The organism is Pantoea sp. BAV 3049, assembly GCF_009765445.1.
Classification (GTDB): Bacteria; Pseudomonadota; Gammaproteobacteria; order Enterobacterales; family Enterobacteriaceae; genus Erwinia.
On record NZ_WHOY01000031.1, the window covers coordinates 3,055,890 to 3,074,952 of the forward strand.

Consider the following 19,063-nt stretch of genomic DNA (forward strand, 5'->3'; position numbering starts at 1 on the left):
CCTGAGGAGTGGACCGTGACGCCAGAGGCTTTACAACAACGCTATCTTTTTGCCCGTGAGGTGGCCGGAGAGGCTGCCGCTTTTGCCTTTTCGTTCTTCCGGCAGCGCGCCCAGCTGGCTGTTGAACGCAAGGAGGGTAACATGCAGGATCTGGTCAGCCGTGCCGATCGGGAAGTGGAAGATCTGATCCGTAACCGGCTGAAGCAGCAGTTCCCGCAGGATGGTTTTCTCGGCGAAGAAGGCGGTGGAACACAGGCAGATGCTGCCTGTCTGTGGGTGGTGGATCCGATTGATGGCACCAGCTGTTTTCTCAACGGCCTGCCAGCCTAGTGCGTCTCCATTGCGGTAATTGTTGACGGTGAACCCGCCATCGGCGTGATCTGCGATCCTAACCATGATGAAGTGTTCCACGCCTGCAAGGGTGGCGGAGCCTGGCTGAATGATGCGCCAATGCAGGTCCATCCGGGGCTGACGCTAAAAGAAGGCGTGACCGGGATCAGCAACTCACCAAAGATTGCACCGGAAATCATCACCGGATTTATTCAGCGCCTGCTACTGCAGGAGGGTATGTTTGTCCGCCTGGGATCGGGTGCACTGACGGCGGCATGGGTAGCGGCTGGTCGCCTGATTGGCTTTTACGAACCGCATACCAATGCATGGGATGCGCTGGCAGGGCTGGTGCTGGTCAGGGAAGCTGGCGGCGTCAGTAATGATTTTCTGGCCGGAAATGGCCTGAGGAACGGCAATGCGATCCTGCTGGGGAACCCGACGATTTACGAACAGATTAAGGCACTGTCTGACCATTAACAACGCAGGTCAAACTACCCTCAGAACAGATGATTTATCATTAATATCTACTATGTCAGGGGGGATATCATTTTTTTCTTTGCGCTATATGGGAAAAATTTTTACCAAGGATTACTTGATGCTGAAAAACCTTTTTTTATTAAGGTTTTTTAACAAAATTTGATCTATTCTTTGGTGCAATTTTTCTTTGGTTATCAAGACTGGCATAGGCAACATGGTTGATTATATTTATTAGCAATTAAATATCGTGGCTTACGGAATCCCAGCCCCTGGCTGTTGGGATTTTACTTTACACACCTGTCAGTTATCGCCACTTCTTAGCCAGCCTGGTAACCAACGCCTTCTACTCAATCAGCACTTCCTCACTCTTCACTCTCTCGAATCCAGGCGCCCTAACCCAATAGCCCATTGTATGACCGACAGTAGAGGCTGGCGTTTAATGCAATCCCAGATATAGCTCACAGTGTTATGCCAGACTTTAATTGAAATCTGTTCTGCCTTATGATGTTGCACAGCATAATAACTCCCTAAAGGTGGCAGACATATCCCACACGCAGGGAGATAAAGGACTGAATGCAGTGAAAGAGAAGCTTACCTCGCTAAAATAATATGAAAAATAATTTTTATTTTGAAAACAAAAAGGAAAAACACCTTTTAGTGATTATTGCTATCGCAATCCTGGGATTATGGTTTTGGTATATGTTATGGGCCTCCGGTATCGGAAGACGTACGGTGTTAATGAAAACCATACCCGAATTGACGACATACATCACCGTCGGGAGTATCATCGGACTTTTTTTTGCCGGGCACACCACCTATTACCGACCTGTGGGTCGAACACCAATCTATGTTCTGAAATCTTTTGGAGGTGGTTTTTGCATCGGCTTAGTAAGCATTTTAAACTTCTATGATGTTTGTGTTTATCTTGTACCCGGAGAGATAAATCAATATAAATCTGAGTATGAGATAACTTTTCCTGGTCCATCGACAGGAAAGTCCAGTCACTGTGAAGCCGGATTATGGATTAAAGACGCCCATACACAGAGGTGGATCCAACTTTGCACAAACAGGACAGAATTATATCAGAAGCAAAGTCCGGGTATGAACAAAGTCCGGGTAACGGCACGCAGCAACAATCTGGGTTCTTATATTCTGGACTATCAGTTTATTTACAAATAATCCACTCCATCTGATATGAATAACAATCATTAAGTCTGTGTTCAATCTTTCGGGCTGGCTCTGATAAATACCAAACAGACGTGTTCCTGCTTTACTGGGCTGAAAGCCAGCTTCCGAGACTGTTAGCGCAGAAAAACTAATTATTTCATTGAATGAGTAAACAGAAACACATAGACTCACTGTGCTTCTCTTTTATTACAATCAGGTTTTTCTCAGTTATTCAACCATACTTACGAAGTAACTGGATGCACCTGAAACCGAAAGGAACCATTGCTCATCATTTGTTAAAGGATTAATAGAATGTCGTGTCATCATTGTGAAACCAACAGCGCCAATCCGGAATCCGGATTGTGTGATAGTTGCGAAAAAAAAGAAAAGGAGAGAATTAATGGCTGGCTGTATCTTCCGGCTCTGGGGCTGATCCTCAGTTTGATATTTATCCCTTTCAATATTTACCACTATTTAAACTTAATTATTTCCCATTTTAAAGAAACAGCGTTTATCAGTTACTATGCAATCACGCTGATTGTATCCATGTTCGCAATGTATATCGTGACGGTCATGGCGACCTGGTTTTTCCTCCGAAAGGCCAGTAAAACCCGTAACATGATGATTATCTATTATTTTTCAGGTCTGATTTTATCTCTCATTTTAACTGTCGTCCCAATTGTACTGTACAAGGTTACTCTTCAAAATCATGACGTTGGGATTCTGACCGGTTCCATTATCGGGACAGTTATTTGGGTACCTTATTTTATTCTTTCCAAAAGAGTCAGAGAAGTATTCGTTCGCTGAAGGAAGTGAACTTTATCAACACAGCTTTGATCAATAAATTTCAGGCAGCGATCTGATTAATTCCGGTCACTGCCTGGAATCTTTACGTTCCTGAAACAGAGTCCCTGCAAAGGAAACATAATTTCCTTTCATCAACAGAAAAAAAATGCTCTGGGGAAATGATTACGGATTTCATTAACGGTATCCATTACTCTTTAAAAAAAATCCAATTATCTGATCTTCAATGCATTTTTATCAGGTTCTCATACGTTTTAATCAAACTTTAAATCGTTAATTTTCGCCCTGCACGTCTTTTCCGGCAGCTTATATCGCCCTGTTGTTGCAAAAAAACTATTTTTCATTTCTATGGTATACATTTACTTCATTAAGGATGATGTAATGAATAAATTATCAATTATCGCCATTTCACTTTCCTCCGTTGCCTTTTCCCCTTTTTCCACGGCTGAAAATCAGACAGTGACGACAGGTTACGCTCAAAGCAAGTTCCAGGACTTTGGTGATATTAAAGGGGGCAACCTGAAATATCGCTATGAGTGGGATTCACCGTTCAGCATTATCGGCTCTTTCACCTATATGAGTAGTAAATTTGATCAGTCTTACTCTGAGGCTAAAGACAAGATAGAGCATCATGTTAAACTGACCTATTACTCGCTGTCAGCAGGCCCGGCATATCGTTTCAATGATTATATCAGCCTTTATGGACTGATAGCAGGATTAACCGGCTACAGGAATTATCAGTCAGAAATCAGAGATACGCTGATATCGCCTGAACAACCGAATTGATAAAAAAGGGCCGGAGATTTCTCCGGCCCTTCTGAAAGGATGGCGTGACCACACTGAAAAAAACTGCAGAATTACTGAACCACTCTCTTACGCACAAACATCCAGCTTACGAGCAGCAGCAGTAACCAGCCAATACCGACATACAGCGAAATTCGCGTGTCGGGGAAGTGGCCAATCAGCCCGATAATAAAGAACAGGAACACGATACCCAACATGGCAGTGTACTTGCCGCCTGGCATGGCAAACTTCAGCTCTTTAGCCTGCTCTTTGGTCAGGCTGCGGCGGAAACCAATCTGAGCAAACAGGATCATAATCCACACCCAGACGGTGGCAAAGGTTGCCAGTGAGGCGATCACCAGGAACACTTTTTCTGGTATCAGGTAGTTCAGATACACAGCGATCAGCATCGCCGCCATCATCACTACTGTGGTTACCCACGGCACGCCACGACGAGAGACGGCAGAGAATACTTTAGGCGCATGCCCCTGCTCCGCCATCCCGTGCATCATACGCCCCACGCCAAACACATCGCTGTTAATCGCTGACAGTGAAGCCGTGATCACCACAAAATTCAGGATGGCCGCTGCCGCTGCAATACCCAAATGCTGGAAAGTCAGCACGAACGGGCTGCCGTCAACACCGACCTGGTTCCATGGGTAGATGGACATAATGACGAACAGCGTCCCTACATAGAACACCAGGATTCGCAGTGGAACGGTGTTGATCGCTTTCGGAATAGATGTCTCAGGGTTTTTCGCTTCACCCGCTGTGATACCGATAATCTCAATGCCACCGTAGGCGAACATCACAATCTGCAGCGACAGCACCATGCCAATCACCCCGTGGGCGAAGAAGCCGCCGTGGGTCCACAAATTACTGATGCCCGTTGCCTGCCCGCCGTTGCCAATGCCCCAGAAGATGATGCCGATACCGGCGACAATCATGATGATAATGGTGGCCACTTTGACCAGTGACAGCCAGAACTCGACCTCACCGAACACCTTAACCGTGGCCATATTGATGGCACCAATGATCAACACCACGCTCAGCACCCAAATCCAGTGCGGCACGTCCGGGAACCAGACACCCATATAGATGCCAAAGGCGGTAACGTCAGCAATAGCGACAATCAGGATTTCGAAGCAGTAGGTCCAGCCGGTGATGTATCCGGCAAGCCCGCCAAGATAATCCTGAGCATAGCGCGAGAACGAACTGGCCTGCGGGTTGTTCACCGACATTTCGCCCAGTGCGCGCATAATGATGTAGGCGATTGCGCCGCCGATGATATAAGCGAGGATCACGCTCGGTCCGGCCATTTTTATTGCACTGCCCGAACCATAGAACAACCCGGTGCCAATAGCCGACCCCAGCGCCATAAAACGAATATGGCGGGTACTCAGTCCCTTTTTGAGCGTATTTTTAGTCATCTTTGTATCTTCACAATCTTTGCTTCTCCTGCCGGAAGCGGTCAGGAGAAGGTATCACATTTATTATTGCTGATGCGCGCTAACCTGCTGACGCCCCATAGCCCGATCATAAATGGCGACCAGCACCAGCATCACCAGTGACGGCGGCAGCCAGGCCAGACCCTGATCGGCCAGCGGCAGATGAGTGGCGAAGCCAGGCAGCAGATTGGCAAACTGGGTGGTTTTGATTGCATCAACGATACCAAACAGCAGGCTGACCAGCATAGTTGGCGCGATGATACGGCTGCTTTTCTTCCACCAGCTCAGAGTGAAGCTCAGCAGCACCAGCACAATGCACGGAGGATAAATCGCAGTCAGTACCGGAATGGAGAACTGGATCAGGTGGCTCAGCCCCAGGTTAGAAACCAGCATTGAGAACAGGCCGAGGATAAACACCAGCTGGCGATAGGTCAGCGGCAGATACTGCTCAAAGAACTCCGCACAAGCGCAGGTCAGGCCCACGGCTGTGACCATACAGGCCACAAAGATCAGCGCGGCCAGGAAGAAGCTGCCCATGCCACCAAAAGTCTGCTGAACATAGGCATGCAGGATCGCGGCACCATTAGCATTCTGGTCAACAAGCGATGCGCTGTCAGAACCCAGTTTGAACAGGGTCAGATAGACCAGCGTCAGACCAATACCTGCAATCAGACCAGCAATGATGGTGTAACGGGTCAGCAGGGAAGACTCGCTGACGCCACGTGAACGGGCGGTATTAACGATAACGATACCGAACACCAGCGCGCCCAGCGTATCCATAGTCAGGTAGCCATTGACAAAACCACTGGAGAAAGCGGCATGCTGATAGGCTTCTGTTGCCGGAGCAATGCCACCGGCTGGCCATAACAGCGCAGCGACGCCCAGTACAGTCAGCGCCACAATTTTCAGCGGAGCCAGGATATGCCCGACGGTATCCAGCAGCTTGCCCGGATACAGTGAAATACCAATCACCAGCGCGAAGTAGACCAGGCTGTAGATAAACAGCGGCATCGCGCCGTCACCGGTCAGCGGGGCAATCCCCACTTCGAAGGAGACGGTGGCGGTACGCGGGGTGGCGAAAAGCGGGCCAACGGCCAGATAGCAAACGGTGGCCAGCACAATCCCGGCCGCTTTACCAATCGGTGAGCTGAGGGCGTCAATACCGCCGCCAACACGCGCCAACGCGATAACGGTAATGACCGGCAGGCCAACGGCGGTGATCAGGAAGCCAAGTGCGGCGATCCAGACGTGTTCACCGGACTGAATGCCCACCATCGGCGGGAAAATAATGTTACCGGCACCCACGAACAGGGCAAATGTCATAAAGCCCAGTGCGAGAATGTCTTTGGAAGTTAAACGGTTAGTCATAAGCAGAGGATTAGCCTGTTACTGGTGTGATTGAAATCGTGATGTCAGCTTTATCGCCCTGCCTGCCCTAAAAACACCAGATTTTCAAACCGGTACAGGGAAATCTCCTGGTCCGGTGTCGCTTCGTGGCGGAATTGCGCGGATTATGATCTTTTTACAGGGGGATAACGTTAAAACGGCGGTAAGTAAACCGTTTATAGCGGAGAAAGGCAATACGGGATTGAGAAAGCAGAGTGATATAGCGCAAAAATCCTCTTAGCCAGTTCATCACTTCAGTTTATTGCCGGGAAGCATTACATGATTTGTATTTTTTTTGTTCGCTGCGGGGTTATTTTCTGCAGAAATTTGCCGCAAGATGCACAAAAGGCGCGGATTCCCGCGCCATTTACACAATCTGACGCGGCGTTACCAGACGTCGTTAGCGATATCGACCACCAGACGCAGCTTCGCCCACTGCTGCTCTTCGGTCAGGCTGTTGCCCTCTTCCGTTGAGGCAAAGCCACACTGCGGGCTCAGGCAGATCTGATCCAGGCTGACATACTGCGCCGCTTCCGCGATGCGCTTTTTCACGGTTTCCGGGTTTTCCAGCTCGCCATTTTTGGTGGTGATCAGACCCAGCACCACCTGCTGCTTGCCTGGCTTAACAAAGCGCAGAGGCTCAAAGCCGCCTGAACGTTCGTTATCGTATTCCAGGAAGAAAACATCAATGTTCACCGTGCCAAACAGAATTTCGGCCACCGGCTCGTAGCCGCCTTCTGAGATCCAGGTGGAACGGAAGTTACCCCGGCAGACATGCAAACCAATAGTCAGGTCGTCCGGCTTGCCTTCGATAGCCTTGTTCAGCACCTGCGCATAGATGTGGGCCAGCTCTTCCGGATCGTCACCACGCTCGCGGATCTGACTTTTCTGATCTTCTGAGCACAGGTAGGCCCAGACGGTATCGTCCAGCTGCAGGTAGCGACAGCCCGCATCGTAGAAAGCTTTGATCGCCTCACGGTAAGTCAGCGCCAGGTCGTCGAAGTAGGCATTCATATCCGGATAGACGCTGGCATCAATGGCTTTACGACCGCCACGGAAGTGCAGCACGCTTGGGCTTGGGATGGTCATTTTGGCAACCGCATCGCCGCTGATGCTTTGCAGATAGCGGAAGTCTTCGAGCATGGGGTGGTTACCGAAGCCGAGCTTGCCGATAACGCGGATACCGTGCGCTTTGGTCTGTACACCATTGAACTGAATGCCCTGTTCGGATTCGTAACGCTCAACGCCTTCCAGACCGTCAAAGAAGTCGAAGTGCCACCAGGCGCGGCGGAACTCACCGTCGGTGACCACTTTCAGGCCGCAGGCGCGTTGATGGGTGACTACATCGCGGATCGCTTCATCTTCAATACGGCGCAGGGCTGGTGCATCAATTTCTCCGGTCTGGAACTGTTCACGGGCCTTTTTAATGGCTGCCGGACGAAGGAAACTGCCGACCACTTCGGCACGGTACTGAGCGGAATCTCTTTGCATATCTGGTCACTCCTGGCCTGCGCATGCGGCGCATAATTTATGTTCGAAATAGTTTCGCCTGGTTATTTTTAGACTTCTGGATGTCTATATGGCTGACAGGAAGAATGTCACGAGAAACTTTCAGCGGCAACCGAGGAAATTTCATTATGCATGAAGAAAATTCATGTTAAGCGTGGAAAGAAGCCGTAAAGCCAGCCTACCCGCCGATCATTTTCCGGGCCTGAGCAATCTGCTCGTCGGAAAGCGGCAGATAGCCCGCCTGATTCACCAGCCCCTGTCCGCGCACAGAGAGCGCATGCTGCAGGAAGGCTCTGGTCAGCGGCTCCAGCGGCTTGCCGGGCGCTTTGTTGACGTAGATATAGAGAGGACGGGCGTATGGATAGAGGCCGCTGCGGATATTCTCCGCGGTGGGAGCAATCCAGTTATTGCCCTCGCGGGAAACCGGCAGCGTCTTCACCCCGCTCAGGTGAATCCCCATGCTGGCGTAACCAATGCCGTTCAGGGTTCCCGCCACCGCCTGCACCACGGCAGCCGAGCCAGGATATTCCCCCACATCATTACGGAAATCCCCGTTGCACAGCGCCTGCTGTTTGAAGAAGCCCCAGGTGCCGGAAGCAGAGTTGCGGCCGAACCGTTGAAGAGGACGCTTCGCCCAGCCGGGCTGACCCAGTTGCAGATCTCCCCAACGATTAACCGAAAAAGTCCCGCCACATCGACGGGTGACAGAAAACACCGAGTCGAGCTGCTGCGCATTCATCCCCTGCAGAGGGTTGTCCTGATTGACTACCACCACCAGCGCATCCATGGCAACCGGAACCGCCAGCGGCGGATAGCCATAGCTGTTTTCAAACAGCTGCCGCTCAACGGCCTGCATAGGGCGGCTCATCGCACCAAGCTGTGCCGCCCCGGCGGCCAGTGCCGTCGGCGCAGTAGACGAACCGGCTGCCTGGATCTGCACGTTCACGCCAGGATACTGCCGGTTAAAGCTCTCTCCCCACAGGGTCATAAGATTGCCCAGCGTATCCGACCCGACGCTGGTCAGGTTCCCCGCCAGCATGCCCTCTTGTGCCTGGGCCACCGTGCTGAGCATCAACAATAGCGCGAGAAACAGCTTTTTCATCCTGAACTTCCGATTCGGTCAACGAACCGCATTCTGGGACAATTCGTTGCTGACAATCAACCTCGGCGGCAGTGAAAAGTTGAAACAGGTCTCTTTGCCCGGCAGGCTGGTGATATCCAGCCGCGTGTTGTGATGGCTGAGCGCATGCTTCACGATTGCCAGCCCCAACCCGCTGCCGCCGGTCTGCCGTGAGCGGGCTTTATCCACCCGGTAGAAACGCTCCGTCAGGCGGGGAATATGCTCTGCCGCAATGCCGGGACCGTTATCCGTCACCTTAAACTGCGCTCCCTGCGGCGTCTTCAGCCAGCTGATATCAATACGTGTGCCTTCTGGCGTATGATTTACCGAGTTATACACCAGGTTTGAAATCGCACTGCGCAACTGCTCATCATTGCCGAATACCCGCAGATTCGGATCGGTATTGAAATGAATTTCATGCCGTCCCTGACTGAGCGTCTCCGCCTCACGCTGCAGCAGCCGCAACATCATCGGCACGTCGACTTTTTCCTGCAGATCCAGCGCCGGTGCCGCTTCAATGCGGGACAATGTCAGCAGTTGTTTCACCAACCCGTCCATCCTGCGGGTCTGCTCCTGCATGGTGTGCAGCGCCTTATCGCGAAGCGCGCCCTTCATATCCGACTCTTCCATCATCTCCAGATAGCCCTGTAGCACCGTTAACGGCGTGCGCAGCTCGTGGCTGACGTTGGCAAAGAAATTGCGGCGCGCCCCTTCCAACTGATGCATCTGCGTCACATCGCGCGCCACCAGCAGCCACTGACCTTCGCTGTACGGCATCACGCGGAATTCCAGATGGCGATGGCTGTTCAGCACCAGGGTCAGCGGGCGGGAGAAATCACGCTGGCGAAGATAGCGGGTGAACTCCGGATAACGCAGCAGGTTGAGGATGTTCTGGCCGTTATCCTCCGGCCAGCGCAATCCCAGCATCTGCTGTGCCAGGCCGTTACACCAGAAAATCGTCCCCTCTTCCGTGGTCAGCACCACCGCGTCGGGTAACGACTCCGCCCCGCTGCGGAAGCGCTTGATCAGGCTGCCCAGCTCGCGGCGACGCCGACGATTTCGCGCCTGCATCTGATAAAGGCCATAGAAGAGAGGTTCCCAGCTGCCGCGTCCGGCAGGAGGGGTCATGCTGCGGTCAACCCACAGCCAGTGAGATAAACGAAGTAAATTCGCGAAGTGCCAGCCTAATACGGCCAGCACGGAAATCAACAGCAGCCAAGGCAGGTAGCCAACCAGCAGCCCCAGCACCAGGGCGGGCATGCAGGCAAGCACCAGCTCAAACAGCAATCTCTTCCAGGAGAGGCGTTCCAACACGGTTAAGACTCCAGTGCGAACGATCAGTAGCGTGCAGAGAAACGATAACCTGTTCCGCGAACCGTCTGCACCATACGATCGTGCCCGGTGACTTCCAGCGCTTTACGCAAGCGGCGAATATGCACGTCAACGGTACGATCTTCGACGTACACGTTAGTTCCCCATACGTGATTAAGCAACTGTTCGCGGCTGTATACACGTTCCGGATGAGTCATAAAGAAGTGCAGCAGTTTGTATTCCGTCGGGCCCATTTCCAGCGGCTGAGTCTCGGACATCACGCGATGCGAAGACGGGTCCAGGCTCAGTCCCTGCATCTCAATCACATCTTCCACCGCCATTGGCGAGATACGGCGCATCACCGCTTTAATTCGGGCCACCAGCTCTTTTGGCGAGAACGGTTTGGTAATGTAATCGTCTGCGCCCACTTCCAGACCACGCACGCGGTCTTCTTCTTCACCACGCGCGGTTAACATCATCACCGGGATATCGCGGGTCATCGCTTCGCGCTTGAGATGTTTAATAAACTGAATGCCTGAGCCACCCGGCAGCATCCAGTCCAGCAGAATCAAATCAGGCCAGGGTTCGATCAGCAGATTGATGGCACTGTCGTAATCTTCAGCTTCAATAGGTTGATAGTCATTTTGCTCCAGAACGAAACACAACATCTCACGGATTGGGGCTTCATCTTCGACCACCAGAATGCGCTTAGCCATTATTGCTCCTGCTACTGTGACGGAATGTCACTGGATTTGCGGCGTCATTATGCGTCAGTTTTATGACAGTTTTATGAAAAAAGCACCGGTAAGAACACCGTTTTATAACACTTTTTTGAAGGCGCAAACGCCTTTCGCGCTGGGGTTTTTGCCGGGGCTGTTTATAATCGTCGGATCAGCTTTCCGCACCGAAGGGATCCCATGCGAGTGATTCATACCGCTGACTGGCATCTGGGCCAGTTTTTCTACACCAAGAGCCGGGCCGCAGAGCACCAGGCCTTTCTGGACTGGCTGCTGGCGCAGGCGGAAACCCATCAGGTGGATGCCATTATTGTGGCAGGCGATATTTTCGATACCGGCTCGCCGCCCAGCTACGCCCGCGAGCTGTACAACCGCTTTGTGGTCAGGCTGCAGCAGACCCAATGCCAGCTGGTGATCCTCGGCGGCAACCATGATTCAGTCGCCACGCTGAACGAATCCCGCGAACTGCTGGCCTGCCTGAATACGCGGGTGATTGCCGCAGCCAGCGATGACCCGCGTGAACAGGTTTTGCTGCTCAATACCCGCGACGGCCAGCCTGGTGCCCTGCTCTGTGCTATTCCCTATCTGCGCCCGCGTGATATCACCACCAGTCAGGCGGGTCAGTCAGGCCATGAAAAACAGCAAACCCTGCTGGAAGCGATCACCATCCATTACCAGCAGTGCTGGCAGGAAGCGCTGGCTCAGCGGAAGGCGATGGACCTGCCGCTGCCGATCATTGCCACCGGGCATCTGACCACGATGGGCGTGACCAAAAGTGACGCGGTGCGCGATATCTATATCGGCACGCTGGATGCTTTTCCCGCGCAGGCCTTCCCACCAGCAGATTACATCGCGCTGGGACATATTCACCGTGCACAACGCATCGCCAACACTGAACATATCCGCTACAGCGGTTCGCCGATCCCACTCAGCTTTGACGAGCTGGGTAAGGAGAAAAGCGTCTTTCTGGTCGGGTTTACTGACGGCAAGCTGAGTAGCGTGCAACCGCTGAATATCCCTTTATTCCAGCCAATGCAGATGATTAAAGGCTCGCTGGAGGCGATCGAAAACCAGCTGGCGGAGATCCAACCGCGCGAAGATGGCAAAACGGTGTGGCTGGATATAGAAATTGTCACCGGCGCATGGCTGAACGATCTGCAACGTCGTATTCAGGAGATGACGCTGGAACTGCCTGTGGAAGTTGTGCTGTTGCGCCGCAGCCGTGAACAGCGCGAGCTGGCCATTGACCGTCATAATAATGAAACGCTGAGTGAGCTGAGCGTGGAGGAAGTCTTCACCCGTCGTCTGGCGATGGAAACCGATGAAGAGCCGGAGCGGCTGGCCCGCGCCACCCTGCTGTTCAACCAGACGCTGGCCGAAATTGATAACGAGGGACAGCTGTGAAGATCCTGACGCTGCGCTTTAAAAACCTCAACTCGCTGAAGGGCGAATGGAAAATTGATTTCACCGCCGAGCCGTTTGCCAGCAACGGCCTGTTCGCCATTACCGGCCCGACCGGCGCGGGTAAGACCACGCTGCTGGATGCAATCTGCCTGGCGCTGTATCACGAAACCTCCAGACTGGGAAAACTGTCGCAGTCGCAGAATGACCTGATGACGCGCGACACTTCAGAATGCCTGGCCGAAGTGGAGTTTGAGGTGAAAGGCGTGGCCTGGCGTGCTTTCTGGAGCCAGAACCGGGCGCGTGGCGTGGCGGACGGCAACCTGCAGGCACCGCGAGTGGAGCTGGCCCGCTGCGAAGACAACCAGATCGTTGCCGACAAGGTCAAGGACAAGCTGGAAATGCTGACCGCGCTGACCGGGCTGGATTTTGAACGCTTCACCAAATCGATGATGCTGTCACAAGGGCAGTTTGCGGCCTTCCTGAATGCCGATGCCAACAGCCGCGCCGAGCTGCTGGAAGAACTGACCGGCACGGAGATCTACGGCCGCCTGTCGGCCAGCGTTTTTGAGCGACATAAAAATGCCCGTCAGGCACTGGAGACGCTCAAAGCCCAGGCTGCAGGCATGGCTTTGCTGGATAAAGAGCAGGTTCAACTACTTACCGATCAGCTGGAGCAAAGGGTAGCAGAGGAGCAGGTACTCACTTCTCAGCATCAGCGTCAGCAGGTTTTACTGCAGTGGTATCAACAGTTTCAGGCCATTTCTCAGGCTGTAACCGCTGCCGAAACCCAACGCCTGCAGGCGGAAACCGCCTGGCAGCAGGACAGCGCGCAGTTGGATCGTCTGCTTCAGGCCGAACCGGCGGAAAAGCTTCGCCCGCTCTGGCAGCAGCGCAATCAACAGCAGCAGGATTTGCAGGGGCTGAAAGAGCAGCATCAGCAGTTAACTCAGCAACTACAGCAGGCTCAGCAACAGCTGGAAGGTTCCACCACTCAGTTGAAAGAGGCTGAGGTGCAAAGACAGCAGCACGAGGCAGATCGCCAGCAGCAGGAGACGCTGATGACTGAAAGCGTCATGCCGCTGGATAACCGCATTGCCTCACTGGAGCAGCAAAGCACCCAACTGGCGAAAGAGGTCAGTGACTACCAACATTCTCTCACCCGCCGTCAGGCCAGCCTGCAACAGAATCAGCTGGCGCAGGCAGAGAAGCAGACCGCACAACAGCAGAATCAGAAATGGCAGCAGGACAACCCGCACTTTGCTTACTGGGGCGAATCTCTGCCGCTGTGGCGCGCCCGCTTTGAGCAGCAGCACCAGAGTGAAGTGGCACTGATCTCGCAGCAGCAACGGCTGACGGAGCAGCAGAAAAATCTGGAACAGCTGCAGGTACAGCTCAGCCAGCTTGAACAGCAGGCTAAACCGCAGCAGCAGGCACTGGATCAGGCGCAAAAACAGTATTCAGAGACTGAGAAAAACCATCTGGCCCTGCAGCAACAGCAACCGGAAAGCGAACTGCAGGCTGCACTGACCCGTCTCAACCAACAGCGCCCGCTGCGGCAGATGCTGGCGCTGCTCTCGCCACAGTGGCAACAACTGATGTTACGCAGCCAGCGCACCCTTGCCAGCCAACAGCTTTTACAGCAGCAGTTGCAGGAAGCAGAACAGCAGCTACATATTTTGCGCAACGGCTGGAAAGAGAAGTATCAGCACCAGCAGGATCTGGAAAAACGCTGCGAGCTGGAGCAGCGCATAGCTGACCTTGAGCAGCACCGCGCCCATCTGGAAGCGGATCAGCCCTGCCCACTGTGCGGCTCCCGCCAGCACCCGGCCGTTAGTGAATATCAGGCCCTGAAGCCTTCAGAAAACCAGCAGCGGCTGACGCAACTGAAGGCTGAGGTTGAGAAGCTGAAAGACCAGGGCACCACGAAGCGCGAACAGGTGAAAAACCTGCTGTCACAGACGGAGAAACTGCAGCAGGAACAGCTCGAAGCCGGACAGGAAGCCACCACGCTGGGCACTCAATGGCAGACGGCGGTCACCGGACTGGCACAGAGCTTCACGCCGGACGACCAGCAGCAGGTGACAGAATGGCTGGCCGCGCAGGATCGGCAGGAAACCACTCTTCAGGCTCAGCTCCTCACCCTGCAGCAGAGCGCACGCACGCTTCAGGAGCAGAAGGATATTCTCAGCCAACGGCAGAATGAGCTGACCCAACTTCTGCAACAGCAGCAGCTGGCAGGTCAGCAACTGCTTACTCTCCGTCAGGCCATCAGCGAGCATGAACAGCAGTTGGTGCTGGAAAAACAATCAGTTAAGGTACAGCGTGACGCCCTGCAGGCTTCACTGACTGATTACGCCCTGACGCTCCCGGCTCAGGGTGAGCATGAATCCTGGCTCACCGCACGCCAGAATGAATGGCAGCAATGGCTGAAAGCGGAGCGGGCGCTAACTGACCTGCTACCGCAGTTAACCACTCTGGCCACCCAACAGCAGGCGCTGAATGATGAGATCTTCAGCGAACAGCAGCGACTGGACGCTCTGGAAAAACGCCTTAAAACTGAACAGGATACGCTGAAGGACTGGCGTGAGCAGCGACAAAAGCTTTTCGGTGACCAACTGACCACGGAGGTGCAGCACCAGCTGCGTGAGCTGTCGCAACATCACGCTGAACGCAGCCAGGCACTTCAGCAGCAGTGGCAACGGCAGCAGAACCAGTTAAATACTCTGACCGGACAGCATAACTCACTATCTGAACAGTCAGACACACTAACCCGTCGCCTTAACGACACTCAGGCAGGCTTTATCGCTGCGCTGGCTTCCGGCAACTTCCCTGATGAAGCGCACTTCCGCGCTGCCCTGCTCGATGAAGAGCAGGCCGCCCGGCTGAGAACATTGCAGAAGCAGCACGACAAGCGCCGTCAGCAAACCGCCGTGCTGCTGGAGCAGGCACAGAAAAATCTCGTTGCCCATCAACAGCAACGTCCGGAAGATTTGCCGGAGGAAGCCGGAACGCTGAGCGATACCGTCGCCGCGCTGGCTCTGCGACTGCGGGAAAATGCCCGCCAGCAGGGCGAGGCCCGCCAGCAGCTGACCAGCGATGCCACCCGGCGGCAACAGCAGCAAAGCCTGCTGACGCAAATTGCAGAAAATGAGAAGCACGTGGAAGACTGGGGCTACCTTAACCAGCTGATCGGCTCGAAGGAAGGCGATAAATTCCGCAAATTCGCTCAGGGACTGACGCTGGATCATCTGATGTGGCTGGCGAACCATCAGCTTAACCGGCTGCATGGGCGCTATCTGCTACAGCGTAAGTCTCAGGAAGCACTGGAGCTGCAAGTAGTGGATACCTGGCAGGCAGATGCGCTGCGCGATACCCGCACCCTTTCCGGCGGGGAGAGCTTCCTGGTCAGCCTGGCGCTGGCGCTGGCGCTTTCCGACCTTGTCAGCCACAAGACCCGCATTGAATCGCTGTTCCTGGATGAGGGCTTCGGCACGCTGGATGCCGAGACGCTGGACAGTGCTTTGGATGCGCTGGATGCGCTGAACGCCAGCGGCAAAACCATTGGGGTGATCAGCCACGTGGAAGCGATGAAGGAACGCATCCCGGTGCAGATTAAAGTGCGTAAAATCAATGGATTGGGCTACAGCAGGCTGGATACCCCAACGCCCTGAAGAAGGATAAAACGTCAGATTTTTCAAACCGAATCCTTTTACAGACCATTGGAGTAAAAACCGCGAGATACCTGCTTTAGAATGGCAGCAGCATTGGAAACAGAGTTAACTATCCGGGGTAAAAATGGCATCAGCAAGATTCATCTCAGGCACGGGCATGGTTCTGCTGGCCGCTCTGCTGGCAGGCTGCCAGACAGCACCGAAAGAGCCTCCGGTGCCGAAGAAACTGCCTGCGCCGACAGCGGAAGAAATGCAGAACGCGGCGGAAAAACAGTGCAGCAAGCCGCAGGGCGTATCGCGGGACGACTGCCAGTATCTGGCGAAACTGCAGTATGGCATTCAGCGTAATTTCTATAACGCGGCGCAGTATAAAGGCCGCGAGTGTGCGGTCACCATCGCATGGCAGAACGGCCGCTACAGCGTGCTGGGCACCGCCGGGGATGAAGTGTTGTGTCTGAAGACCTGGAGCGTGGTCAGCAGTGCGGAGAATTTACCCCCGCCGCCGAAGCAAATGCCATCGAAACTGGTCATTGATTTCAGGCCGCAATAAACCAGCGTGAACAATGCCTGACGGAGGGCTGCCAGCGTCGGGGGATGTTCAGCGCAATCTGGCGGGATTAGCCCGCCAGCTCATCCTGTCGCCACTGGCGGGGACTGATGCCAAACCAGCGGCGGAAAGCCCGCGAAAAGGCGCTGACCTCGGAATATCCCAGCAGCAGCGCCATCTCGGAAATCGGGATCTGTTTCTGCTGCAGATAATGCGTCGCCATCTCACAACGCACCTTATCCACCAGCGAGGTAAAGCTGTGGTTTTCATCACGCAGGCGACGCTGCAGCGACCAGCTGGACAATCCCATCTTATCCGCCACCTCTTCCAGCACCGGTTCACCTTTCAGTAAAACCAGATGCACCTGAGCACGAGCCTGATCGACAATATTCTGCTGCGGGACGGCGCTGTTCAGGCGGCGGATGGCATCCTGCATCACCATCAGCAACATCGGATCGCTGTCCGGCATCGCACGGGCCAGATCCCGCTTCGGGATCAACAGCGAGTTGAAGGGCTGATCAAAATAGACTGGCGCATCGAAAACTTTGCAGTGTTCGTGCCACTGAGCAGGACGGGGATGTTCAAAATGCACCTCACGCGGGGCCCAGTTTTTACCGGCCACGTGACGGATCAGGTTCAGAAACATGCCCAGCGTCAGTTCGGCATCCTGGCGACGGCAGAGGATCGCACCGTGACGCACCTGATAATCAAGCCGCCAGCTGTCCCCTTTGTCCACCAGGCGGGTCAGCGTGTCATGCTGATGCCAGGGAAAGGCATTCACCACGTTGTGCAGCGCCTGTTCCAGCGTGGCGGAACAGAGGCCAACGTAGCCAATCAGACCTAATGACTGTGGTTTAAACTGCTTGCCGTAGTGCAAACCGAAGTTATCAAAACCTGAATATCGCGCCGCCTCTTCCATTACGCGGCAGTAGTTAATCAACCCCAGACTCAGCGTCGGGCTGGCCAGCTGTTCCGGATCGATGCCGCTGACGCCGAAAATCCGGTCAACATCGCCTCCTTTATCGCAGATAAATTCGCTTAACCCGCTGGCGGCGGCGGCCAGCACGCCACGATTGCTGGCTATGCTGGCGTCAAGTGCAGAAGCCATTTCAGGCTGTTTGATCAAACCGGTTTCCATCATCATCGCCCCCGCTACAGAATACATCCCATAACAGGAGCAATTTTCATACCAGATCAGGCACCGACCGGCAGTTCTGAAGTTTCCAGATAGCGGCGGCACAGGCGTACCGAGTGATCGGCCCACTGCGGCCCCAGGCTGATGGCCATTTCGGTCCCGGCATGCGAGCCAGCCCACGCCAGCAGCTGGATACGGCGCTGGATCAGCAGTGTGGGCACCAGCGCCATCTCTTCATCGGTGATATGCGCGACCTGCTCATAGCCGGTGATCCAGTTATCCACCCAGTCGGCTGCACGAGGATGGTGCTCCACGAAACTGATTGCTGCCGCAAGATCGTGCAGATACCATCCCATGCCGCAGTCGTCAAAGTCGATCACCCGCGTTTCCCCCTTGTGGAGCAGCAGGTTGGTGAGGCGAAGATCGGCGTGGATCAGCCCATAACGCGAAGAATCTTTGCCAAAAAGCTGCAGTTCGCTGCCCACGCGGGCGATCGCCTCTTCAACGATCGAATGATCTTCCGTTCGCAGGTTCGGGGCATCACGCCAGTCTCCCCAGTGGCTCTGCGGACTGACCATAGTGTGATGATCCCAGATGATGCGCTGAAAGCCTGCCGGTTTTTGCCAGCTCTTGCTGTGCCGATGCAGCCGGGCAGTAATGTCCCCCAGCTGCTGAAACGCGCGCGGATCAACATCGGTGGTCGGCATATCCCCTTCGATCCAGTCGAACAGCACGGCATAGCGCACGCCGCCGCCTTCCAGCTGCAAACCTTGCACGGTTTTCCCCTCACTATCAGGCACCGCCTGTGGCACCACAATTCCCGTTTCGCGCAGTGCATCCAGCCAGTTCAGCTCGCTTTCGATATCCGCACGCTCGTGATAGTTGCCGCGATGCAGACGCAGCGCGTAACGTTTGCCGCCCGCTTCCAGCAGGAAGGTGGCATTTTCAGAACGGCAAAGCAGGCTGAGCTTGCCCTGCAGAGCAAACGGGTAGCGGGTGAGCGCGCGCTGAGCAAGTTTCAGCAGTGCAGTGTTATCCAGGTCATCATATTGCTGTGCGGTCATAGTCTGGCTCCAGAATGGATTGGCTGTCGGTTCCCCGCCTTGTGTTACCAGCATGGCGTCGCCTGCGTTGAACCGCTTGACCGCAGACGACCCTCTTTTGACTTTAGCGTGCATCTGGCACTTTTCTTGCGTCTGAGTTGACTGCAGAGCACAAAAATCATTACGCCAGC

15 protein-coding genes and 1 pseudogene are annotated in these 19,063 nt (G+C 54.2%); 8 read left to right on the forward strand and 8 right to left on the reverse strand.

Annotated elements, in window-relative coordinates:
• Positions 1 to 15 precede the first annotated feature (15 nt).
• The 4 genes and pseudogenes from GSQ70_RS15315 (at position 16) to GSQ70_RS15330 (ending at position 3,564) form a co-directional block, all read left to right on the forward strand.
• Positions 16 to 807 (forward strand): annotated as a pseudogene (locus GSQ70_RS15315) (inositol monophosphatase).
• 609 nt (positions 808 to 1,416) lie between these two features.
• A complete protein-coding gene (locus GSQ70_RS15320) occupies positions 1,417 to 1,986 on the forward strand; it encodes a hypothetical protein (protein ID WP_158783343.1) in 570 nt (189 codons plus the stop codon).
• Positions 1,987 to 2,286: 300 nt separating this feature from the next.
• Positions 2,287 to 2,781: a DUF2569 domain-containing protein gene (locus GSQ70_RS15325; RefSeq protein WP_158783344.1), complete on the forward strand. Its 495-nt coding sequence runs from the start codon at positions 2,287 to 2,289 to the stop codon at positions 2,779 to 2,781.
• A gap of 378 nt (positions 2,782 to 3,159) precedes the next feature.
• Positions 3,160 to 3,564 carry an Ail/Lom family outer membrane beta-barrel protein gene (locus GSQ70_RS15330; protein ID WP_158783345.1) on the forward strand — a complete coding sequence of 135 codons (405 nt, stop codon included), beginning with the start codon at positions 3,160 to 3,162 and terminating at the stop codon, positions 3,562 to 3,564.
• 71 nt (positions 3,565 to 3,635) lie between these two features.
• Here the strand turns inward: GSQ70_RS15330 and proY are convergent, their stop codons facing one another.
• The 6 genes from proY to phoB all read right to left on the reverse strand — a co-directional run bounded on the left by proY (position 3,636) and on the right by phoB (position 11,051).
• Positions 3,636 to 4,991: a proline-specific permease ProY gene (proY, locus tag GSQ70_RS15335; protein WP_158783346.1), complete on the reverse strand. Its 1,356-nt coding sequence runs from the start codon at positions 4,989 to 4,991 to the stop codon at positions 3,636 to 3,638.
• Between the two features lie 63 nt (positions 4,992 to 5,054).
• Positions 5,055 to 6,377, reverse strand: a complete 1,323-nt coding sequence (gene brnQ, locus GSQ70_RS15340) for a branched-chain amino acid transporter carrier protein BrnQ (RefSeq protein ID WP_158783347.1) — start codon at positions 6,375 to 6,377, stop codon at positions 5,055 to 5,057.
• Positions 6,378 to 6,782: 405 nt separating this feature from the next.
• A complete protein-coding gene (locus tag GSQ70_RS15345; protein WP_158783348.1) occupies positions 6,783 to 7,886 on the reverse strand; it encodes a cobalamin-independent methionine synthase II family protein in 1,104 nt (367 codons plus the stop codon).
• Between the two features lie 196 nt (positions 7,887 to 8,082).
• A complete protein-coding gene (locus tag GSQ70_RS15350; protein WP_158783349.1) occupies positions 8,083 to 9,006 on the reverse strand; it encodes a PstS family phosphate ABC transporter substrate-binding protein in 924 nt (307 codons plus the stop codon).
• 18 nt (positions 9,007 to 9,024) lie between these two features.
• Positions 9,025 to 10,338 carry a phosphate regulon sensor histidine kinase PhoR gene (gene phoR, locus GSQ70_RS15355; protein WP_158783350.1) on the reverse strand — a complete coding sequence of 438 codons (1,314 nt, stop codon included), beginning with the start codon at positions 10,336 to 10,338 and terminating at the stop codon, positions 9,025 to 9,027.
• Positions 10,339 to 10,361: 23 nt separating this feature from the next.
• Complete coding sequence (gene phoB, locus GSQ70_RS15360; RefSeq protein ID WP_158783351.1) at positions 10,362 to 11,051, reverse strand: phosphate response regulator transcription factor PhoB; 690 nt, start codon at positions 11,049 to 11,051, stop codon at positions 10,362 to 10,364.
• A gap of 49 nt (positions 11,052 to 11,100) precedes the next feature.
• Between phoB and GSQ70_RS15365 the strand changes: the two genes are divergently transcribed.
• The 4 genes from GSQ70_RS15365 (at position 11,101) to GSQ70_RS15380 (ending at position 16,697) form a co-directional block, all read left to right on the forward strand.
• The gene (locus tag GSQ70_RS15365; RefSeq protein ID WP_199257265.1) at positions 11,101 to 11,262 is read left to right on the forward strand and encodes a hypothetical protein; all 162 of its coding nucleotides are present in this window, start codon (positions 11,101 to 11,103) and stop codon (positions 11,260 to 11,262) included.
• Positions 11,253 to 12,476, forward strand: coding sequence for an exonuclease subunit SbcD (sbcD, locus tag GSQ70_RS15370; protein WP_158783353.1), 1,224 nt, complete (start codon positions 11,253 to 11,255; stop codon positions 12,474 to 12,476). Before GSQ70_RS15365 ends, sbcD begins: the two co-directional genes overlap by 10 nt.
• Positions 12,473 to 16,147, forward strand: coding sequence for an AAA family ATPase (locus GSQ70_RS15375; RefSeq protein ID WP_158783354.1), 3,675 nt, complete (start codon positions 12,473 to 12,475; stop codon positions 16,145 to 16,147). Before sbcD ends, GSQ70_RS15375 begins: the two co-directional genes overlap by 4 nt.
• A gap of 124 nt (positions 16,148 to 16,271) precedes the next feature.
• Positions 16,272 to 16,697 carry a cell envelope integrity TolA C-terminal domain-containing protein gene (locus GSQ70_RS15380; RefSeq protein WP_158783355.1) on the forward strand — a complete coding sequence of 142 codons (426 nt, stop codon included), beginning with the start codon at positions 16,272 to 16,274 and terminating at the stop codon, positions 16,695 to 16,697.
• 67 nt (positions 16,698 to 16,764) lie between these two features.
• On the opposite strand, the gene GSQ70_RS15385 is transcribed toward GSQ70_RS15380, so the two are convergent.
• Together GSQ70_RS15385 and GSQ70_RS15390 are read right to left on the reverse strand one after the other, a co-directional pair.
• Positions 16,765 to 17,832: an AraC family transcriptional regulator gene (locus GSQ70_RS15385; RefSeq protein WP_370521116.1), complete on the reverse strand. Its 1,068-nt coding sequence runs from the start codon at positions 17,830 to 17,832 to the stop codon at positions 16,765 to 16,767.
• Positions 17,833 to 17,888: 56 nt separating this feature from the next.
• On the reverse strand, positions 17,889 to 18,893 hold the full coding sequence (locus GSQ70_RS15390; protein ID WP_158785331.1) for a phosphotransferase enzyme family protein: 1,005 nt from the start codon (positions 18,891 to 18,893) through the stop codon (positions 17,889 to 17,891).
• Between the last annotated feature and the right edge of the window lie 170 nt (positions 18,894 to 19,063).

Coding starts and splice junctions, on each gene's coding strand:
- GSQ70_RS15350 (WP_158783349.1), bottom strand. CDS start 9,006: ATGAAAAAGCTGTTTCTCGCGCTATTGTTGATGCTCAGCACGGTGGCC.
- proY (WP_158783346.1), bottom strand. CDS start 4,991: ATGACTAAAAATACGCTCAAAAAGGGACTGAGTACCCGCCATATTCGT.
- GSQ70_RS15330 (WP_158783345.1), top strand. CDS start 3,160: ATGAATAAATTATCAATTATCGCCATTTCACTTTCCTCCGTTGCCTTT.
- GSQ70_RS15320 (WP_158783343.1), top strand. CDS start 1,417: ATGAAAAATAATTTTTATTTTGAAAACAAAAAGGAAAAACACCTTTTA.
- GSQ70_RS15385 (WP_370521116.1), bottom strand. CDS start 17,832: ATGGAAACCGGTTTGATCAAACAGCCTGAAATGGCTTCTGCACTTGAC.
- GSQ70_RS15365 (WP_199257265.1), top strand. CDS start 11,101: ATGCGTCAGTTTTATGACAGTTTTATGAAAAAAGCACCGGTAAGAACA.
- GSQ70_RS15325 (WP_158783344.1), top strand. CDS start 2,287: ATGTCGTGTCATCATTGTGAAACCAACAGCGCCAATCCGGAATCCGGA.
- brnQ (WP_158783347.1), bottom strand. CDS start 6,377: ATGACTAACCGTTTAACTTCCAAAGACATTCTCGCACTGGGCTTTATG.
- GSQ70_RS15345 (WP_158783348.1), bottom strand. CDS start 7,886: ATGCAAAGAGATTCCGCTCAGTACCGTGCCGAAGTGGTCGGCAGTTTC.
- GSQ70_RS15380 (WP_158783355.1), top strand. CDS start 16,272: ATGGCATCAGCAAGATTCATCTCAGGCACGGGCATGGTTCTGCTGGCC.
- GSQ70_RS15390 (WP_158785331.1), bottom strand. CDS start 18,893: ATGACCGCACAGCAATATGATGACCTGGATAACACTGCACTGCTGAAA.
- phoB (WP_158783351.1), bottom strand. CDS start 11,051: ATGGCTAAGCGCATTCTGGTGGTCGAAGATGAAGCCCCAATCCGTGAG.
- sbcD (WP_158783353.1), top strand. CDS start 11,253: ATGCGAGTGATTCATACCGCTGACTGGCATCTGGGCCAGTTTTTCTAC.